Source organism: Sphingopyxis sp. (assembly GCF_050725655.1).
Lineage (GTDB): Bacteria > Pseudomonadota > Alphaproteobacteria > Sphingomonadales > Sphingomonadaceae > Sphingopyxis.
Genome location: NZ_JBOHHT010000024.1, coordinates 1 through 15,085, shown reverse-complemented (window position 1 = coordinate 15,085; position 15,085 = coordinate 1). Strand labels below are relative to the sequence as shown.

The window sequence follows — 15,085 nt, the reverse complement described above, 5'->3', positions numbered from 1 at the left end:
GCGAAGATAGTTGTTTGGAGGCGCTATTTCCACCCCCGACGCGTTTTTAGTCGTCAGCGGCCGAAAAGGCCGATGCGCAGGAGGAGCAGACCCTCGTTTCGCAGGTTCCGTTCGCCGTCGGTTCGGGCGATCGCCGCGGCCCAGCGGTCGAGCATCAGAAGCGAACGGTTTCCGGCGAAAACCCGGCGCGGTGGCGCGGCAAGAATCTTTGCGTCGCCGAGAAGATCGCGTGCCTCGCGCTCGCCGTCCTCGACCCCCGCGCCCCACAGGAGGCCCCAGCGTTTTCCGCCGGCCTCATCGCCGCCGGACAGGCTAAAAAGCTGCCCGCCAAAGCTCTCGGATGCGGCGCGCCGCTCGGCATCGCTATCGGCGAGCAGCATTGCCTCGGCGGCGTCGACCAATGCGTCGAGACCGCCCTGCCCTGCCCATGTCGCCTGAAGCTCGGCCAACAGCGGCTCGCCTTTGGGCAGCGCATCGGAATCGCTCGCGATCATCGCCGCCATGTCGCGCCACCAGGCGAGCTTGATCTGCCCGATCAACGGCTCGCGCGCGTCGAGCAGCAGCTTGGTCAGCCGCGCCGCCAATCCCCACAGCGCCAACATCGCGGCGCGCCGCGCGTGCGGTACGGAGACCATCACGCGCGGGTCGCGCATATCGGGGTAGGTCGCGCCCTCCGCTGCATTAGAATCAAGCATCACATTAAATATACACCGTGCCCCTGCGAAGGCAGGGGCCCATCTCCTAAGCTATCGTCACCCGGCACGTCGGCTAAAAGCCGCTATAGCGGGAGATGGGCCCCTGCCTTCGCAGGGGCGCAGGAATCAGGCGCGATTGCGGACCGCCTTCACGGCTGCGACGACGCGCGGCGTATCGATCAACGCCAGCTTTTCGAGGTTGTGCGCATAGGGCAGCGGCACATCCTCGTTGCACACGCGCATCACCGGTGCGTCGAGATCGTCGAAGCCATGCTCCATCGCGACCATCGCGAGTTCGCTGGCGATCGAGCAGGTCGGCCAGCCTTCCTCGACGATGACCAGATGATTGGTCTTCTTGAGGCTGGCGAGGACCGTCGCGGTATCGAGTGGGCGCAGCGTGCGCAGGTCGATGACTTCGGCGTCGATGCCTTCGCCCGCCAGCTCGTCGGCGGCTTCGAGCGCGAGCCCGACGCCGATCGAATAGCTGACGATCGTGACGTCGCTGCCGGCCCGCATGATCCGCGCCTTGCCGATCGGCAGGACGAAATCCTCGACCTCGGGCACGTCGAAGCTGCGGCCATAGAGCAGCTCGTTCTCGAGGAAGACGACCGGGTCTTCGGTGCGGATCGCAGCCTTCATCAGCCCCTTGGCATCGGCGGCGTCATAGGGCGCGATCACGATCAGGCCGGGGACGCTCGCGTACCAGGGTGCGAAATTCTGGCTGTGCTGCGCGCCGACGCGCGCCGCGGCGCCGTTCGGACCACGGAACACGATCGGGCAGCGCATCTGGCCGCCCGACATATAGTTGGTCTTCGCCGCCGAGTTGATGATGTGGTCGATCGCCTGCATCGCGAAGTTGAAGGTCATGAACTCGATGATCGGCTTGAGGCCGCCCATCGCGGCGCCTGCGCCGAGGCCAGCGAAGCCATATTCGGTGATCGGGGTGTCGACGACGCGCTGCGCCCCGAATTCCTGGAGCAGGCCCTGCGTCACCTTGTACGCGCCCTGATATTCGGCGACTTCCTCACCCATCACGAAGACGCGGTCGTCCTTGCGCATTTCCTCGGCCATCGCGTCGCGCAGCGCTTCGCGGACGGTCAGGCGGACCATTGCGGTGCCTTCGGGGATCGCGGGATCCGACGCGCGCTCTGCTGCGGCGGGGGCCGCAGCGGGAGCGGCGGCGGGCGCCGGAGCCGGAGCCGGCGCTTCGGCCTTGGGTTCGGGTGCAGCAGCCGGCGCGGCGGCAGGCGCCGGCGCGGCCGCTTCTTCACCCTCGCCCATGATCGTCGCGATCACGGTTCCGACCTTCACATTGTCGGTGCCCTCGGCGATCAGGATCTGGCCGATTATGCCCTCGTCGATCGCTTCATATTCCATCGTCGCCTTGTCGGTTTCGATCTCTGCGAGAATGTCGCCCGACTTCACCGTGTCGCCTTCCTTGACGAGCCACTTGGCGAGCGTGCCTTCTTCCATCGTCGGCGACAGTGCCGGCATTTTCAATTCGATGGCCATCTCAATATTGCTCCACCAGCACGTCGGTATAAAGTTCATGAAGTTCGGGTTCGGGCGCGCTTTCCGCAAAGTCGGCGGACTCGGCCACGATTGCGCGGATTTCCTTGTCGATTTCCTTGAACTTGTCTTCGGCGATGCCCGCATCGGTCATCAGCTTCTTCAAATGTTCGATGGAATCGCTCTTGTCGCGCACCGCCTGCACTTCCTCGCGGCTGCGATATTTGGCGGGGTCGGACATCGAATGGCCGCGATAGCGATAGGTTTTGAGCTCCATCAGCACCGGCCCCTTGCCCGCGCGCACCCATTCGAGAGCCGTTTCGGCGGCGCCGCGCACCGCGAGCACGTCCATGCCGTCGACCTGCATGCCGGGAATGCGGAAGCTTTCGCCGCGGCGATAAAGCTGGTCCTCGGCCGACGAGCGGTTGACCGACGTGCCCATCGCGTACTGGTTGTTCTCGATCACGAAGATGATCGGCAGCTTCCACAGCTCGGCCATGTTGAAGCTTTCGTAGACCTGGCCCTGGTTCGATGCGCCATCGCCGAAATAGGCCATCGCCACGCCGCCGTCGCCGCGATATTTGTGCGCGAAGGCAAGACCGGTGCCGAGCGACACCTGCGCGCCGACGATGCCGTGGCCGCCATAGAATTTATGCTCGACGCTGAACATGTGCATCGAGCCGCCCTTGCCCTTCGAGATGCCGGCCTGACGCCCCGTCAGCTCGGCCATGATGACCTTGGGGTCGATGCCGTAAGCGAGCATGTGGCCATGGTCCCGGTAGCCGGTGATCACGCTGTCCTTGTCGCCGTCGAGCGCCGATTGCAGGCCAACCGCGACGGCTTCCTGACCGATGTACAGGTGGCAGAAACCGCCGATCAGGCCGAGGCCGTAAAGCTGCCCCGCCTTCTCTTCGAAACGGCGGATGAGCAGCATCTCGCGATAGAATTTTTCCAGCTCTTCGGGCGTCGCGTCATAGGGGACGGGTTCGCGCGGTTGCTCGCGGTTGCTCGCGGCGGCCGGGGTGGATGCAGTCTTTTTTGGCGCGGGGGAGGTGCGCGCGGGTGCTTTGGCCAAGACGGGTTCCTTTGCATTTAGCCGTTACGGCAAGCCGCCATATAGGAGAGCGGCGACGCACTTGGCAACGCCCACCATGGGAGGGGGCGAGACCCTATTTACGTATGCAGATTAAGCCCCTCCCCTTCAGGGGAGGGGTTGGGGTGGGGGCCATCGGCCTCGCGCAAGGCCGATGGCCCCCACCCGCTGCGACTAATGAACAAGTTCATAAGTCTCGCTGCCCTCCCCTGAAGGAGAGGGCTTGGTTCGCTCAGGGCTTCGCGTCGGGTTCCATCGGAATGATCACCTCGTCGGGGTGATAGGCGCCGAGCTTCTCGCGGACATATTCCTCGGCCAGATCGGGATCGACGCGGCGACGGTCGAGCAGGTTGACGCGGTTCTGCAGCTCGGTCTGCTTCTTGGTCAGCTCGCTCAATATGACGCGCTTTTTCTCGACCGACTGGCCATAGTCGCCCCAAGCGTAAAGCCCGGTCGGACCGAAAATGATGTAGCCGATCATCGCCAGCACCACCATCACCGCGATGGCGGGACCGGCGGCCCGGTGCATCGATTTACGGAATTTGTGGCGCTGCGTCATTCCGGCCCTTGAATCAGAGTTGATTCGCGGCGTCAAGGCGCCAGGTGCGGGTTTTGCACCCTTTTCCATTTCAAAAAAGCGAACGGGACCATGGCCGACGCGACCGTGCTAGAGGACCACGCATCGGACGAAACGAACGGGCGTCGGCTGTCTGTTGATGAATGTGCAGGGCGAAGCGCTTGAGAATATCTTGAAATCGCCGCCAGCAACATGAAACTCGTCATTGCCGAATTCAATTATCAATAGGCCGTCGACGACAAAAATCATCTCGTGGCCGATCTCCGAATGCGCTTCCGACCGATGGCTATCGCCCGGACCAAGCGACCACAACCACAATTCGGTCTCCTTCGTCGACGGAGCGGTTCCCAGTAACCTGGCCTCGCTGCCCGCGGCCTTCCCCTGCCAAGCAAGGCTGTTCACCCGCCTGCCATCGGCAGCATCTGGCGGCCGGACAATCTCGGAAAACGTGACCGACAGGGCTACGGCGAGTCGATCAATGCTGGCCAGGCTGACGTTCGTCTCTCCTCCCTCGATGGCGGAAATCATTCGCCGGCTGAGTCCCGACATCTGGGCCAAGGCGGTTTGGCTCAAATCCCTTTCATCGCGCAATCTGCGCAGGTTTTTCCCAACATTGGCAAGCACATCGGACCTGTCCGATACATGACGTTGACTGCGCAATATATTGCTCATACTAAAGCCGACCACTGGATAACTGCGATAGCGCGGTTTGCCACCAACGACCAACCCGGGAAAGTGATTGATATGCACAGTCGCCCCATGCTTTTGGCAATGATGTTCGTCCCGGGCCTGTGCTTTTCGCCGGTCGCGCTGGCCGAACCGGCAGCAGGGGCACCGGTAACGGCACCCATCCTGACCACCGCAACGCGCGACGCGGCGCTGCAAGCCATCAAGGCTCGGCTAGCCCGGGCCTATATAGATTCCGAACGCGTTCCCGCGATATTGGCCAGGCTCGATTCGTCGAAAGCGCGATATCGAACCGACGATCCCGCGCGATTTGCGTCGCTGATTACCGAGGACATGCAGACGGTCGCAAATGACACGCACCTCTATTTTCGGTTCGAGCCCGAATGGTATCGCGCGGCGACGGCCTTGCCGGATCAGGCCGCGATCGCGGCATCCAATGTCTTCGAAGCGCAGCATGCGCGCGACTTCAATCACGGACTGGTCGAAACACGGCTTTTGCCAGGGAATGTAAGATATCTGAAGATCGTCGGCTTTTTCTGGAATCCGGTCGAGACAGCGCGGGCCTATGACGACGCGGCGCGCTTCTTGAAAGACGGGCGAGCGATCATCATCGACCTGCGCAGCAATCGGGGGGGCGACACCAACGCGCTTGATTATCTGCGGAGCCATTTCTTCGCCCCCGATACGCTGATGACCACCCTGATTACCCCCGGCAGCGCCGACGTACAGGTCCGATCGCAGCTTAACCTCCCGAGCGGGCGACTGACCGGCATTCCCCTATATGTGCTGGTCAACCATAGCTCGCGCTCTGCCGCCGAAGCATTTGCTTATACGATCGGGCAATTCAAACTCGGCGAACTGGTGGGCGAACGGACCGAGGGTGCGGCCCATTTTTCGGACGACACCGCGGTGCCGCCATTCTTCCGCCTCTCGGTGCCGCTCGGATATACGCAGGATCCCATCGGCAAGCGCGACTGGGAAGGCACGGGCGTTGCCCCGACTGTCGAGGTTCCGGCGCCGGAGGCGCTGGAAACCGCCTATGACCTCGCCCTCGCCCGGCTGCTGCCGGTCACGCCCGCCGGGATCGAAAAGGACTTTATTGTCTGGGCACGCGACCGGTTGGCGGCGCAACGCACCGGTTATGCGCCAGCCCCGACCGAACTCTCGGCCTTCGCGGGCCAGTATGGCGCCGCGAAGATCGAACTTCGCGGTTCGGCCTTATGGCTGATCCGTCCCGACCGCGAACCGCGGCAACTCAAGCCGCTCGGCGCCGGGGGATTGTTCGAAGCGGAAGACGATGACACTTTCCGCGTCAAAATCGGGAATGACGGCTTATATTTATTGCGCCCGGGAAGCCCGCTTACCCTCGATTATCCGCGTTGACGCCTCAACGCCGAGCCAACGGAACCGGCACGCTTCGCTCGCTCACCCGAAAATCGCCGTCCCCGGGTAACGCGCCATGTTGCCCAGTTCTTCCTCGATGCGGATGAGCTGGTTGTACTTGGCGAGCCGGTCCGAACGCGCGAGGCTGCCGGTCTTGATCTGGCCGCAGTTGGTCGCGACCGCGAGGTCGGCGATCGTCGAATCCTCCGTCTCGCCCGAACGGTGCGACATCACCGCGGTGTAGCGCGCGCGGTGCGCCATATCGACGGCGTCGAGCGTTTCCGACAGCGTGCCGATCTGGTTGACCTTGACGAGCAGCGAGTTGGCGAGGCCGTCCTTGATGCCCTGTTCGAGCCGCAACGGGTTGGTGACGAACAGGTCGTCGCCAACGAGCTGGCACTTGTCGCCGACGAGGTCGGTGAGCGCCTTCCAGCCGGTGAAATCATCTTCGCTCATCCCGTCCTCGATCGACTTGATCGGGTAATCCTTGACGAGCGCCGCGAGATATTCGGCCATCTGTTCGGGGCTGAGCGACAAGCCTTCGCCGCTGATCTCGTACTTGCCGTTCTTGAAGAATTCGGTCGCGGCGCAATCGAGCGCGAGCACGACGTCGGTGCCGAGCTTGAAGCCCGCCTGATCGACCGATGCGGCGATGAAGTCGAGTGCAGCGCGGGTCGAGGCGAGGTTCGGGGCGAAGCCGCCTTCGTCGCCGACCGCGGTTGCGAGGCCCTTTGCCGACAGGCCCTTCTTCAGCGTGTGGAAAATCTCGCTGCCCCAGCGCACGGCTTCGGCGATGCTGCCGGCGCCGACGGGCATGATCATGAATTCCTGCACGTCGATCGGATTATCGGCATGCTCGCCGCCGTTGATGATGTTCATCATCGGCACCGGCAAGGTGCGCGCCGACACGCCGCCGACATAACGATAGAGCGGCAGGCCGCGCGCATCGGCGGCAGCCTTCGCGGCGGCGAGGCTGACGCCGAGGATGGCGTTGGCGCCGAGGCGGCTCTTGTTCGGGGTTCCATCGAGGTCGATCATCGCCTGGTCGAGTTCGCGCTGGTCCTCGGCATCGAGACCGATCAACGCTTCGGCGATGTCGCCGTTGACCGCAGCGACCGCCTTGATCACGCCCTTGCCGAGATAACGGCTCTTGTCGCCGTCGCGCAGCTCGACCGCCTCGTGCGCGCCGGTCGAGGCGCCCGAGGGCACCGCGGCGCGGCCGAAGCTGCCGTCCTCCAGAAGCACATCGACTTCGACGGTGGGATTGCCCCGGCTGTCGAGGATTTCGCGGCCGTGAATGTCGATGATGGCGGTCATGAAAAATGTCCTGCTGGCGGCCGGTGACGGGCCGATGGAGAAAGGCGCCCGCCTGTTATCGGCGCCATGCCCTTAGTGCAACCGTTGCATAGGAATTTTGCGGGCCTATGGAACCATTAGGCGCGCCTTGCTATATATTATGGCAGGACCAAAAAGGGATGCCCGCGAATGCGGCACCCGCCATAAGAGAAGAGGACGAACCGATGGCCAAAGCCGCTACTCCCGCGACCAAGAAAGCCGCCGCTCCCCGCCCCAAGGCGCCCGCAAAGCCCGCAGCGACCAAGGCTGCGCCCGCGCGCAAGCCAGTGGCTGCGAAGGCCGCGAAGGATCATCCGATCCGCGACCAGATCGCCGCGACGCGCGACACCATCAAATCCGAAGCATCGAAGAAGGCGGCCTCGCTGAAGGCTGACGCTTCGACGCTCGCCGATCAGGCGTCGACCGAGGCGCGCAAAGCCGCGACCAAGGGCAAGGACAAGGCCGCCAAAGCCGTCGGCAACCTCGCCAAGATGCTCGAGGACAGCGCCGGCACCGTCGACAAGAAATTCGGCAAGCAGTACGGCGACTATGCCCGTTCGGCCGCCACGACCGTCGCCGGTCTTGCCACGACGCTCGACAAGAAGGATCTTGACGAGCTCGCCGCATCGACCCGCGACATGGTCAAGAAGAACCCGGCGATCGCCGTGGGCGCCGCCACGGTGATCGGCTTTGTGCTCGCCCGGATGCTCAAGGGCAACTCGAACGATTGACAGGCCGTTGCCATCTTCAGACCCGAATACCCCGCCGGCGCCTGACGCGCGCAGCTTTGACGGTATAAGCCACGGCTATGCGCCCGACGGGCGTCCGGTCACGCCGCCGCCCGTTCCGCTCGAAAAGATTGTCGGCGATGTCGTCGACAATCTTTCGGCGACGGCACGGGCGGAGCTTGCACTGATCGAGGCGCGCGGCGAGCTGGCGCTGCACGGCGTCAGCTGGACCGCGGCGTGGGGAACGATAGCGGCCTGCGCGCTCGGCATCGCGATGCTGGCGCTCGCATTCGGAGCAATCCTTGCGCTCGCGCCGCACGTCGGGCCGTTCGTCGCGACATTGATAGTTGTCGCCGTGCTGCTCGCCATCGCCGCGTTTGCCGGATGGCGTGCGCAGCTCAGCTATGGCGACATCCGTACCGCGCTCCGCCGCGACCTGACGAACGAAGGGATCGACGATGCCGCGGACGCGTAATCGCCTGATCGCCGCGGCGCGCCGTTCGATGCTCCAGCGCGCCGAACTGCACCGCCGGCTTGACGTCGCGCGCGCGGCGCTCAAACCCGGCGCGCTCTTCGATCGTGGCAAGTACCGGATCGGCGAGAAGGTCGACGACACCGCCCACGCGGTGCAGGAGCAATTTCGCAACAACCGCCTGCCGATCGCGATCGCGGCGGTGGCGGGCGTCGCATGGCTGCTGCGCGAACCGATCAAGGAACATGCGCCGCGGCTGGTGCAAAAGATTCAGGACCTGGCGACAGACGTCGCCGATCATTTTCGTTCCTCCGATGAACCGGCGGACGAGGGTGACATCGAAAATGTGGAGGAAGATGATGAAGCCGTTCGGTGAAACCGCCCGCGAGACGCGTGCAAAAGCGAGTGAACTTGCGGAGAAAACCGCCGAAAACGCGCGGCTGACCGCCGAGGCGGCGAAGGCGCGCATTCAGGACGGCTATGGTCGCGCGCGCGCTGCGACCGAAGACCTCGCAGCCAAGGCGAGCGAACAGGCCGGCGTCGCGCGCGAAGCCGCTGGCGAGGTCTATGAGAAGGGCAAGGCGCAGGCGAAACGCGCGAACAGCAAGCTCAAGGACGCGGCCGAAAAGCAGCCGCTGGCTCTGGTCGCCGGCGCCGTCGCGATCGGCGCGCTGCTCGGCTCGCTGCTGCCGAAGTCCGGTTCGGGCGGCCGCAAGGACGATCCCGACAGCTGAAAGACAGCTTACTTGCTTATTCGCCCGTTGCGGAATAGGGGGCTGCGCTTCCCCTCCCCAAGACTTTTACCGGCAGGAATCCGAAGATGAGCAAGCTTCACCTGGTTTTCGGCGGACGCGTCAGCGATCCGCAGGGTCTCGACTTTACCGACCTTCACAATCTCGACGTCGTCGGACTCTATCCCGACTACAAGTCGGCCGAAAAGGCGTGGCGCAGCGCCGCGCAGCGCACAGTCGACGATGCCGAAATGAAATATGTCGTCGTCCATTTGCACAAGCTGCTGCAGCCGGACGCGGAGTAAATATTACCCCGTCATTGCGAGGAGCGAAGCGACGCGGCAATCCAGAGCGCGCGTAAACCGCCCTGGATTGCTTCGCTTCGCTCGCAATGACGAGGCTGGGAATTTAACGGAAATTGTCGGCGTAGGCTTGGATCTTGAGCGTGCGCACGGGGGGCGCGGTCACTTCGACCTCGATGCCATTACGCTCGGCGTAGGCGACAGCCTCTTCCTGACTGGCGAAACCAAGGCGCAGCTGGCGCTGCGTGTCGCCGCTGCCCGCCCACCCCATCAGCGGATCGGCCTTGCGCGCTTCGGCGGGGGCGAATTCCAGCATCCAGCGCTGCGTCCCGGCACGCCCCGACTGCATGGCATTCTTGGGCTTCTGGAAGATACGCGCTGTCATCGGGATGTCCTGTAACTGGGGCTTGCTCCGCCGCCTTAGCGCCAACCCAGCCCTACGAAAAGAGGTCTATTGCGCATCGCGCTGCGCCTGCGCCGCTTTGGTCATCAAGCTTGGCCGCGCGTTCGCCGGATCGTCGGGCCAGCTATGCTTGGGATAGCGCCCGCGCATCTCGCGCGCCACATCGTGCCAGCTGCCGCTCCAGAAGGAGACGAGGTCGCGCGTCGTCTGGATGGGGCGGTGCGCGGGCGAAGTCAGCGCGAGCACCAGCGGCACCGGCGGATCGCCGATCGTCGGATGGCGCGCAAGCCCGAACAGCTCCTGCACGCGCACGCTGACCGTCGGTCCACCATCGGCGCCATAGTCGATCGGATGCCGGCTGCCGACGGGCGTCGTATAGTCGGCGGGCGCATGCTTTTCGAGAAGCTGCCGCGCCGTCCAGTCGAGCGTCGCCATCAGCGCGTCGGTCAGCTTGCGGTCGCCGATGTCGCGGAGGCCGCGGCACCCCGTGAGTAATGGCTCGAGCCAGAGTTCGAGGCTGTCGGCGAGCGCGCCAGTCGATAGCGCGTCGATCCCCGCATAGGAGGCGCGCTGGCGCAGCGCCTGCGCCGCCGGCCCCCAGCCGATCAGTCCCAGCCCCTTGCCGCGCACCGCCGCCATGCGCACCGCAATATCGTCCTCCGCATTTTCGCTGCGCCCCGCCTGCCCGCTCGTCAGCGCGATCGCGCCGAGCCGCCGTTCGCGGCGATGATCGACGCGGTCATTCGTGCTGTCGTAACTGCTCGCCGAATGCTGGGCGATGCGGTCGGCGAAAAGCGCCTCGACCTCGGCCTGTGAGATCGGCGCGGCGGCGAGGATGCGCACGCCGGCGGCATGGCCCTGCGCATCGGCGATCGCGAGCCACTCGCTGCCCGCGAGCGGGTCGACCGCATCGATGCGATAGGCGCGCCCGCCGACGCTCAGATATTCGCCGCGTTGCCCTGCCCGTTGGCGCGCGACGCGGTCGGGCCAGGCGGTCGCGATCCAGCCGCCGATCGAGCGCGGTTCGACATCGTCGGTCTCGGCCGCGAGCTTCTCCCCGATGGTCGCAAGACGGCGTGCGAGCCGCCATGCGCCCTCCGATCGCTCGCCCTGCTGTCCGCGCCAGCGCCCGAGCCGCGCCTCGACATCGACGCCGCGGCCGCCGAGCCCCGGCTCGGTCAGCAGCACCGCGAGCCGCCCCGCCATCTCGGCCTCCGCCGCGCGCGCCGCGTCGAGCAGCATATGCGCGAGCGGCACCGGCAGCGGGATGGCGGCGAGCGCCTTGCCATGCGCGGTGATACGGCCATCGTCGGCCAACGCACCGATCGCCTGAAGCCGCGCCTTCGCCTCCGAAATCGCGGCAGGCGATGGCGGGTCGAGCCAGCCCAATTGGCGCGAATCGACGATGCCCCAACTCGCGCAGTCGAGCACGACGGGCATCAGGTCGTTCTCGTGAATTTCGGGCGGATCGAACGGCGGCATGCCCGCGGTCGCTGCGGCCTCCCACAATCGGTACGCAACACCCGGCCCCTGCCGGGCGGCGCGGCCCGCCCGCTGCGTCGCCGACGCCTGGCTCGCGCGCTCGGTGACAAGGCGCGCGATGCCTGCCGCCTTGTCGAAGCGCGGACGGCGCGACAGGCCCGCGTCTATGACGATGCGCACGCCGTCGATCGTCAGGCTGGTTTCGGCGATGCTCGTCGCGAGGATCAGTTTGCGCCGCCCGTCGGGGTCGCGGACGAGCGCCTTGCGCTGCAGCGCCGGATCGATCTGGCCGTGCAGGCGGTGGACGGCGAGCGGCAGCCGCGCGTCCAGGGCCGCGGTCGCGGCGCGTTCGATGTCGGCGGCGCCGGGCAGAAAGGCGAGCATATCGCCCTCGGCCTGGTCGGCGAGCGCCTGCCGCACCGCCGCGAGCACCGACGCCTCCAGCCGGTCCTCGGCGCGCCGGCCGATATGACGCAGGTCGAGCGGCCAGATCTTGCCCTCGCTCCTCACCACCGGCGCGTTGCCGAGCAAGGCGCCGAAGCGCGCGCCGTCGAGCGTCGCCGACATCGCGACGAGGCGAAGGTCATCGCGCAGCCCCTGCTGCGCGTCGATCGCAAGCGCGAGCGCGAAATCGCCGTCGAGGCTGCGTTCATGCACTTCGTCGAAGAGCACCGCCGACACGCCATGAAGCTCGGGATCGGCGAGGATGCGGTTGCGGAACAGGCCGGGCGTCATCACCAGCAGCCGCGTCGCCGCCGATTGCTTGCTGTCGAGCCGCGTCGCATAGCCGACGCGCCCGCCGACCGCTTCGCCCATCTCCTCGGCGATCCGCTCCGCCGCCCCGCGCGCCGCGAGCCGGCGCGGCGAGAGCAGCCACACTGCGCCCTTGCACCACGGCTGGTCGAGGATCGCGGGCGCGACGCGCGTCGTCTTGCCGGCGCCCGGCGGCGCAACGACGACCGCATTGGGCTTCAGCGCCAGCGCCGCCATGATATCGGGCAGTACGATGTCGATCGGGAGTGGCTGCATCAGGTCCGCGCCGCGGGGTTGCCCAGTTCGGCGTTCAGGCGAAAGGCTTCGGCGGCAAGCGTCTCGACCGTTTCCGGCGACATCTCGGTCGCCTCGACCATCACCAGATTGCCGAGCTCATATTTGCCGCTCGCCTTGATCCGTGGTTCCAGATCGCGCAGCCTTTTGCCGCGCCAGAAACCGAGCAGCACGCGATACTCCTCGGCGCGGATCAGGATGCACGGACCGTTGCCCAGAAAGACGAGGTTGGTCCATTTGATCGTCTCTTCGAAGGGTGCCGCGCGCAAAATCGCCGCGCGCATCATTTCGCAGCGTTCGCGCTGCCAGCCCGACAGCGCGGCGATATAGGCGTCGGGGCTTTCCGCCGCTGGGCCCATCATCGCCATCGGCGCCGCCTCAATAGGCGCGCGCGACGGCGAAGGCGACCGCTTCGGTCAGCGCCGACTTCGCCTGGCTGGCGCTGAAACCCCCGATAGCGTCGACTGCACGCTGACCATAATGGCGTGCGCGCGCGAGCGTGTCGGCGATCGTGTCGTGCTTGTGGAGCAGGCTCGTCGCATAAGCGAGATCTTCGTCCGAAGTCTTGTGCCCCGTGATCGCAAGCTTCCAGAACTCGCGCTCCTCGGCGCTGCCGCGCGCATAGGCGAGGATGACGGGCAGCGTGACCTTGCCGTCGCGGAAGTCGTCGCCGACGCCCTTGCCCATCGTTTCGGCGTCCGAAACATAATCGATCGCATCGTCGACAAGCTGGAAGGCGATACCGAGGTTGCGGCCATAGGTGTCGAGCGCGGCTTCGGTCGCCTCGTCGCGCTCGGCGACGATCGCGGCGATCTTGCACGCCGCAGCGAATAGTTCGGCGGTCTTGGCGTTGATGATCGCGAGATACTGATCCTCGCTCGTTTCGATCCGGCGCTGCGCGGAGAGCTGGTTGACCTCACCCTCCGCAATCACCGCCGAGGCGCGACTGAGGATCTTGAGCACCTTCAGCGAGCCGTCCTCGACCATCACCTCGAACGCACGGCTGAACAGAAAATCGCCGACGAGCACCGAGGCGCTGTTGCCCCAGATGAGGTTCGCGGTCTTGCGCCCACGGCGCAGGTCCGATTTGTCGACGACATCGTCGTGAAGCAAGGTCGCGGTGTGGATGAACTCGACGGCGGCGGCGAGCTTGCAGTGACGGCGACCCGGATAGTCGAGCAGCTTGCCGCACGCGAGCGTCAGCATCGGGCGCATCCTTTTGCCCCCACCCGCGATCAGGTGACCCGCGAGTTCGGGGATCAGCGGCACTTCGGACTGCATCCGGTCGAGAATGACCGAATTCACCTCGTTCATGTCGGCGGCGACGAGCGCCATCATCGGGTCGAGCGAGGGCGACCGGTCGCCGTGGAGCTGATGAATTTTCGCAGTCATAACGCGGCGAGCCTTGGCGCCGCAGTCACGATTTTGCAACGACTTTCGGCTTGCCACTGCCCCCTTGCCGGTGCCAAGCGTGCCGGAGAAGAGAGGAATCGCGCACCCATGGACGACCAACTGAGCCGCTATCGCCAGAGCATCGACAATATCGACGCGGCGCTCGTCTATATGCTCGCCGAACGGTTCAAGGTGACCAAGGCAGTGGGCGAGCTCAAGGCGCGCGAGGGCCTGCCCCCCGCCGACCCCGGCCGCGAGGAGCGCCAGATCGAACGGCTGCGTGAGCTGGCCCGCGATGCCGACCTTGACCCCGATTTCACCGAGAAGTTCCTGCGCTTCATCATCGACGAAGTGATCCGCCACCATCAGAAGGCCAAGCGGGAGCAGGGCGCGTGAGCGTCGACCATCCGATCTTCGCACGCTGGCCCGCGCAGCATCCCGACCGGATTCAGCTGTTCTCCGCGCCGACGCCGAACGGTGTGAAGGCGGGCATCATGCTCGAGGAAACCGGCCTTCCTTATGAACCGCACCGGATCGACATCATGGCCAACGAGAGCCATGATCCGGCCTTCCTCGCACTCAATCCCAATGGCAAAATCCCGGCGATCTACGATCCCGACGGCCCGGGCGGAAAGCCGCTCGCGCTATTCGAATCGGGCGCGATCCTGATCTACCTCGCCGACAAAAGCGGGCTGTTTCTTTCGGCCGACCCGGCGACGCGCTACGAAACGATCCAGTGGGTGATGTGGCAGATGGGCGGCGTCGGCCCGATGTTCGGCCAGCTCGGTTTCTTCCACAAATTCGTCGGCCGCGAATATGAGGACAAGCGCCCGCGCGACCGCTACGCGGCCGAATCCGCGCGATTGCTTGGGGTGCTCGACGAGAGGCTGGCGGAGCGGACGTGGGTCATGGGCGACGACTATAGCATCGCCGACATTTCATTGCTCGGCTGGGTCCGCAACCTCATCGGTTTTTACGAAGCGCGCGAAATCGTCAGCTTCGACCGGTTCGCGCGTGTCCAGCGCTGGCTCGATGCGGGCCTCGCTCGCCCCGGCGTACAGCGCGGGCTGGAAGTCACCGCAACCTAAAGGCGAGCGGCAACTAACGACTGTGTAGTGGCCCTTCTTCTCCCCTCCCGCAGGCGGGAGGGGTCGGGGGTGGGCAGCGACGTTGCTATGGCCCACCCCGCTGCGGCTAGCCAGCAAGCTGGCAAGCCTCGCTGCCCCTCCCGCTTGCGGGAGGGGATACC

The 15,085-nt window shown here is 65.4% G+C and carries 18 protein-coding genes; 8 read left to right on the top strand and 10 right to left on the bottom strand.

Translation table 11 applies throughout. The annotated features are described in order from the left end of the window. Nucleotides 1-53: 53 nt before the first annotated feature. The 5 genes from ACREBX_RS02500 to ACREBX_RS02480 form a co-directional block, all read right to left on the bottom strand. Entirely contained in the window at nucleotides 54-653 is a 600-nt protein-coding gene (locus ACREBX_RS02500; protein ID WP_431560177.1) for a hypothetical protein, read from the bottom strand. Between the two features lie 168 nt (nucleotides 654-821). Continuing rightward, nucleotides 822-2,207: a pyruvate dehydrogenase complex E1 component subunit beta gene (locus ACREBX_RS02495; RefSeq protein WP_431560176.1), complete on the bottom strand. Its 1,386-nt coding sequence runs from the start codon at nucleotides 2,205-2,207 to the stop codon at nucleotides 822-824. A gap of 1 nt (nucleotide 2,208) precedes the next feature. Next, nucleotides 2,209-3,279: a pyruvate dehydrogenase (acetyl-transferring) E1 component subunit alpha gene (pdhA, locus tag ACREBX_RS02490; protein ID WP_431560175.1), complete on the bottom strand. Its 1,071-nt coding sequence runs from the start codon at nucleotides 3,277-3,279 to the stop codon at nucleotides 2,209-2,211. A 250-nt stretch (nucleotides 3,280-3,529) separates the two neighbouring features. Continuing rightward, the gene (locus tag ACREBX_RS02485; protein ID WP_431560174.1) at nucleotides 3,530-3,856 is read right to left on the bottom strand and encodes an FtsB family cell division protein; all 327 of its coding nucleotides are present in this window, start codon (nucleotides 3,854-3,856) and stop codon (nucleotides 3,530-3,532) included. A gap of 108 nt (nucleotides 3,857-3,964) precedes the next feature. Beyond that, entirely contained in the window at nucleotides 3,965-4,624 is a 660-nt protein-coding gene (locus tag ACREBX_RS02480; RefSeq protein ID WP_431560173.1) for a helix-turn-helix domain-containing protein, read from the bottom strand. A gap of 21 nt (nucleotides 4,625-4,645) precedes the next feature. Here ACREBX_RS02480 and ACREBX_RS02475 point away from each other — a divergent pair, with 21 nt between their 5' ends. Next, the gene (locus ACREBX_RS02475; protein WP_431560172.1) at nucleotides 4,646-5,944 is read left to right on the top strand and encodes a S41 family peptidase; all 1,299 of its coding nucleotides are present in this window, start codon (nucleotides 4,646-4,648) and stop codon (nucleotides 5,942-5,944) included. 42 nt (nucleotides 5,945-5,986) lie between these two features. On the opposite strand, the gene eno is transcribed toward ACREBX_RS02475, so the two are convergent. After that, on the bottom strand, nucleotides 5,987-7,261 hold the full coding sequence (gene eno / locus ACREBX_RS02470) for a phosphopyruvate hydratase (protein ID WP_431560171.1): 1,275 nt from the start codon (nucleotides 7,259-7,261) through the stop codon (nucleotides 5,987-5,989). Between the two features lie 203 nt (nucleotides 7,262-7,464). Between eno and ACREBX_RS02465 the strand changes: the two genes are divergently transcribed. The 5 genes from ACREBX_RS02465 to ACREBX_RS02445 all read left to right on the top strand — a co-directional run bounded on the left by ACREBX_RS02465 (nucleotide 7,465) and on the right by ACREBX_RS02445 (nucleotide 9,515). Next, the gene (locus ACREBX_RS02465) at nucleotides 7,465-8,010 is read left to right on the top strand and encodes a hypothetical protein (protein ID WP_431560170.1); all 546 of its coding nucleotides are present in this window, start codon (nucleotides 7,465-7,467) and stop codon (nucleotides 8,008-8,010) included. Nucleotides 8,011-8,017: 7 nt separating this feature from the next. Beyond that, a complete protein-coding gene (locus ACREBX_RS02460) occupies nucleotides 8,018-8,482 on the top strand; it encodes a phage holin family protein (RefSeq protein ID WP_431560169.1) in 465 nt (154 codons plus the stop codon). A 28-nt stretch (nucleotides 8,483-8,510) separates the two neighbouring features. Further along, entirely contained in the window at nucleotides 8,511-8,855 is a 345-nt protein-coding gene (locus ACREBX_RS02455) for a hypothetical protein (protein WP_431560168.1), read from the top strand. Continuing rightward, a complete protein-coding gene (locus ACREBX_RS02450) occupies nucleotides 8,836-9,213 on the top strand; it encodes a hypothetical protein (RefSeq protein ID WP_431560167.1) in 378 nt (125 codons plus the stop codon). The genes ACREBX_RS02455 and ACREBX_RS02450 overlap by 20 nt, the downstream gene beginning before the upstream one ends. 86 nt (nucleotides 9,214-9,299) lie before the next feature. Then, nucleotides 9,300-9,515 carry a DUF4170 domain-containing protein gene (locus ACREBX_RS02445; RefSeq protein ID WP_431560166.1) on the top strand — a complete coding sequence of 72 codons (216 nt, stop codon included), beginning with the start codon at nucleotides 9,300-9,302 and terminating at the stop codon, nucleotides 9,513-9,515. Between the two features lie 103 nt (nucleotides 9,516-9,618). Here ACREBX_RS02445 and ACREBX_RS02440 read toward each other — a convergent pair whose 3' ends face one another. The 4 genes from ACREBX_RS02440 to ACREBX_RS02425 all read right to left on the bottom strand — a co-directional run bounded on the left by ACREBX_RS02440 (nucleotide 9,619) and on the right by ACREBX_RS02425 (nucleotide 13,836). Next, on the bottom strand, nucleotides 9,619-9,897 hold the full coding sequence (locus ACREBX_RS02440) for an ETC complex I subunit (protein ID WP_431560165.1): 279 nt from the start codon (nucleotides 9,895-9,897) through the stop codon (nucleotides 9,619-9,621). Between the two features lie 66 nt (nucleotides 9,898-9,963). Then, nucleotides 9,964-12,426 carry an ATP-dependent helicase HrpB gene (gene hrpB / locus ACREBX_RS02435; RefSeq protein WP_431560164.1) on the bottom strand — a complete coding sequence of 821 codons (2,463 nt, stop codon included), beginning with the start codon at nucleotides 12,424-12,426 and terminating at the stop codon, nucleotides 9,964-9,966. Beyond that, the gene (locus ACREBX_RS02430; protein WP_431560163.1) at nucleotides 12,426-12,812 is read right to left on the bottom strand and encodes a DUF1801 domain-containing protein; all 387 of its coding nucleotides are present in this window, start codon (nucleotides 12,810-12,812) and stop codon (nucleotides 12,426-12,428) included. Before ACREBX_RS02430 ends, hrpB begins: the two co-directional genes overlap by 1 nt. 10 nt (nucleotides 12,813-12,822) lie before the next feature. Beyond that, nucleotides 12,823-13,836 carry a polyprenyl synthetase family protein gene (locus tag ACREBX_RS02425; RefSeq protein WP_431560162.1) on the bottom strand — a complete coding sequence of 338 codons (1,014 nt, stop codon included), beginning with the start codon at nucleotides 13,834-13,836 and terminating at the stop codon, nucleotides 12,823-12,825. Nucleotides 13,837-13,944: 108 nt separating this feature from the next. Between ACREBX_RS02425 and ACREBX_RS02420 the strand changes: the two genes are divergently transcribed. Beyond that, the gene (locus ACREBX_RS02420; protein WP_431560161.1) at nucleotides 13,945-14,232 is read left to right on the top strand and encodes a chorismate mutase; all 288 of its coding nucleotides are present in this window, start codon (nucleotides 13,945-13,947) and stop codon (nucleotides 14,230-14,232) included. Beyond that, nucleotides 14,229-14,924 (top strand): glutathione S-transferase N-terminal domain-containing protein, encoded by a 696-nt coding sequence (locus ACREBX_RS02415; RefSeq protein ID WP_431560160.1) that lies wholly within the window; start codon nucleotides 14,229-14,231, stop codon nucleotides 14,922-14,924. Before ACREBX_RS02420 ends, ACREBX_RS02415 begins: the two co-directional genes overlap by 4 nt. The last annotated feature ends 161 nt before the right edge of the window (nucleotides 14,925-15,085 follow it).

Excerpts from the sequence above, each read along its gene's own strand:
- ACREBX_RS02465 (WP_431560170.1), top strand. The coding sequence starts at position 7,465 with ATGGCCAAAGCCGCTACTCCCGCGACCAAGAAAGCCGCCGCTCCCCGC.
- ACREBX_RS02500 (WP_431560177.1), bottom strand. The coding sequence starts at position 653 with ATGCGCGACCCGCGCGTGATGGTCTCCGTACCGCACGCGCGGCGCGCC.
- ACREBX_RS02420 (WP_431560161.1), top strand. The coding sequence starts at position 13,945 with ATGGACGACCAACTGAGCCGCTATCGCCAGAGCATCGACAATATCGAC.
- ACREBX_RS02440 (WP_431560165.1), bottom strand. The coding sequence starts at position 9,897 with ATGACAGCGCGTATCTTCCAGAAGCCCAAGAATGCCATGCAGTCGGGG.
- ACREBX_RS02425 (WP_431560162.1), bottom strand. The coding sequence starts at position 13,836 with ATGACTGCGAAAATTCATCAGCTCCACGGCGACCGGTCGCCCTCGCTC.
- eno (WP_431560171.1), bottom strand. The coding sequence starts at position 7,261 with ATGACCGCCATCATCGACATTCACGGCCGCGAAATCCTCGACAGCCGG.
- ACREBX_RS02430 (WP_431560163.1), bottom strand. The coding sequence starts at position 12,812 with ATGGCGATGATGGGCCCAGCGGCGGAAAGCCCCGACGCCTATATCGCC.
- ACREBX_RS02495 (WP_431560176.1), bottom strand. The coding sequence starts at position 2,207 with ATGGCCATCGAATTGAAAATGCCGGCACTGTCGCCGACGATGGAAGAA.
- ACREBX_RS02445 (WP_431560166.1), top strand. The coding sequence starts at position 9,300 with ATGAGCAAGCTTCACCTGGTTTTCGGCGGACGCGTCAGCGATCCGCAG.
- ACREBX_RS02450 (WP_431560167.1), top strand. The coding sequence starts at position 8,836 with ATGATGAAGCCGTTCGGTGAAACCGCCCGCGAGACGCGTGCAAAAGCG.
- hrpB (WP_431560164.1), bottom strand. The coding sequence starts at position 12,426 with ATGCAGCCACTCCCGATCGACATCGTACTGCCCGATATCATGGCGGCG.
- ACREBX_RS02485 (WP_431560174.1), bottom strand. The coding sequence starts at position 3,856 with ATGACGCAGCGCCACAAATTCCGTAAATCGATGCACCGGGCCGCCGGT.
- ACREBX_RS02455 (WP_431560168.1), top strand. The coding sequence starts at position 8,511 with ATGCTCCAGCGCGCCGAACTGCACCGCCGGCTTGACGTCGCGCGCGCG.
- ACREBX_RS02475 (WP_431560172.1), top strand. The coding sequence starts at position 4,646 with ATGATGTTCGTCCCGGGCCTGTGCTTTTCGCCGGTCGCGCTGGCCGAA.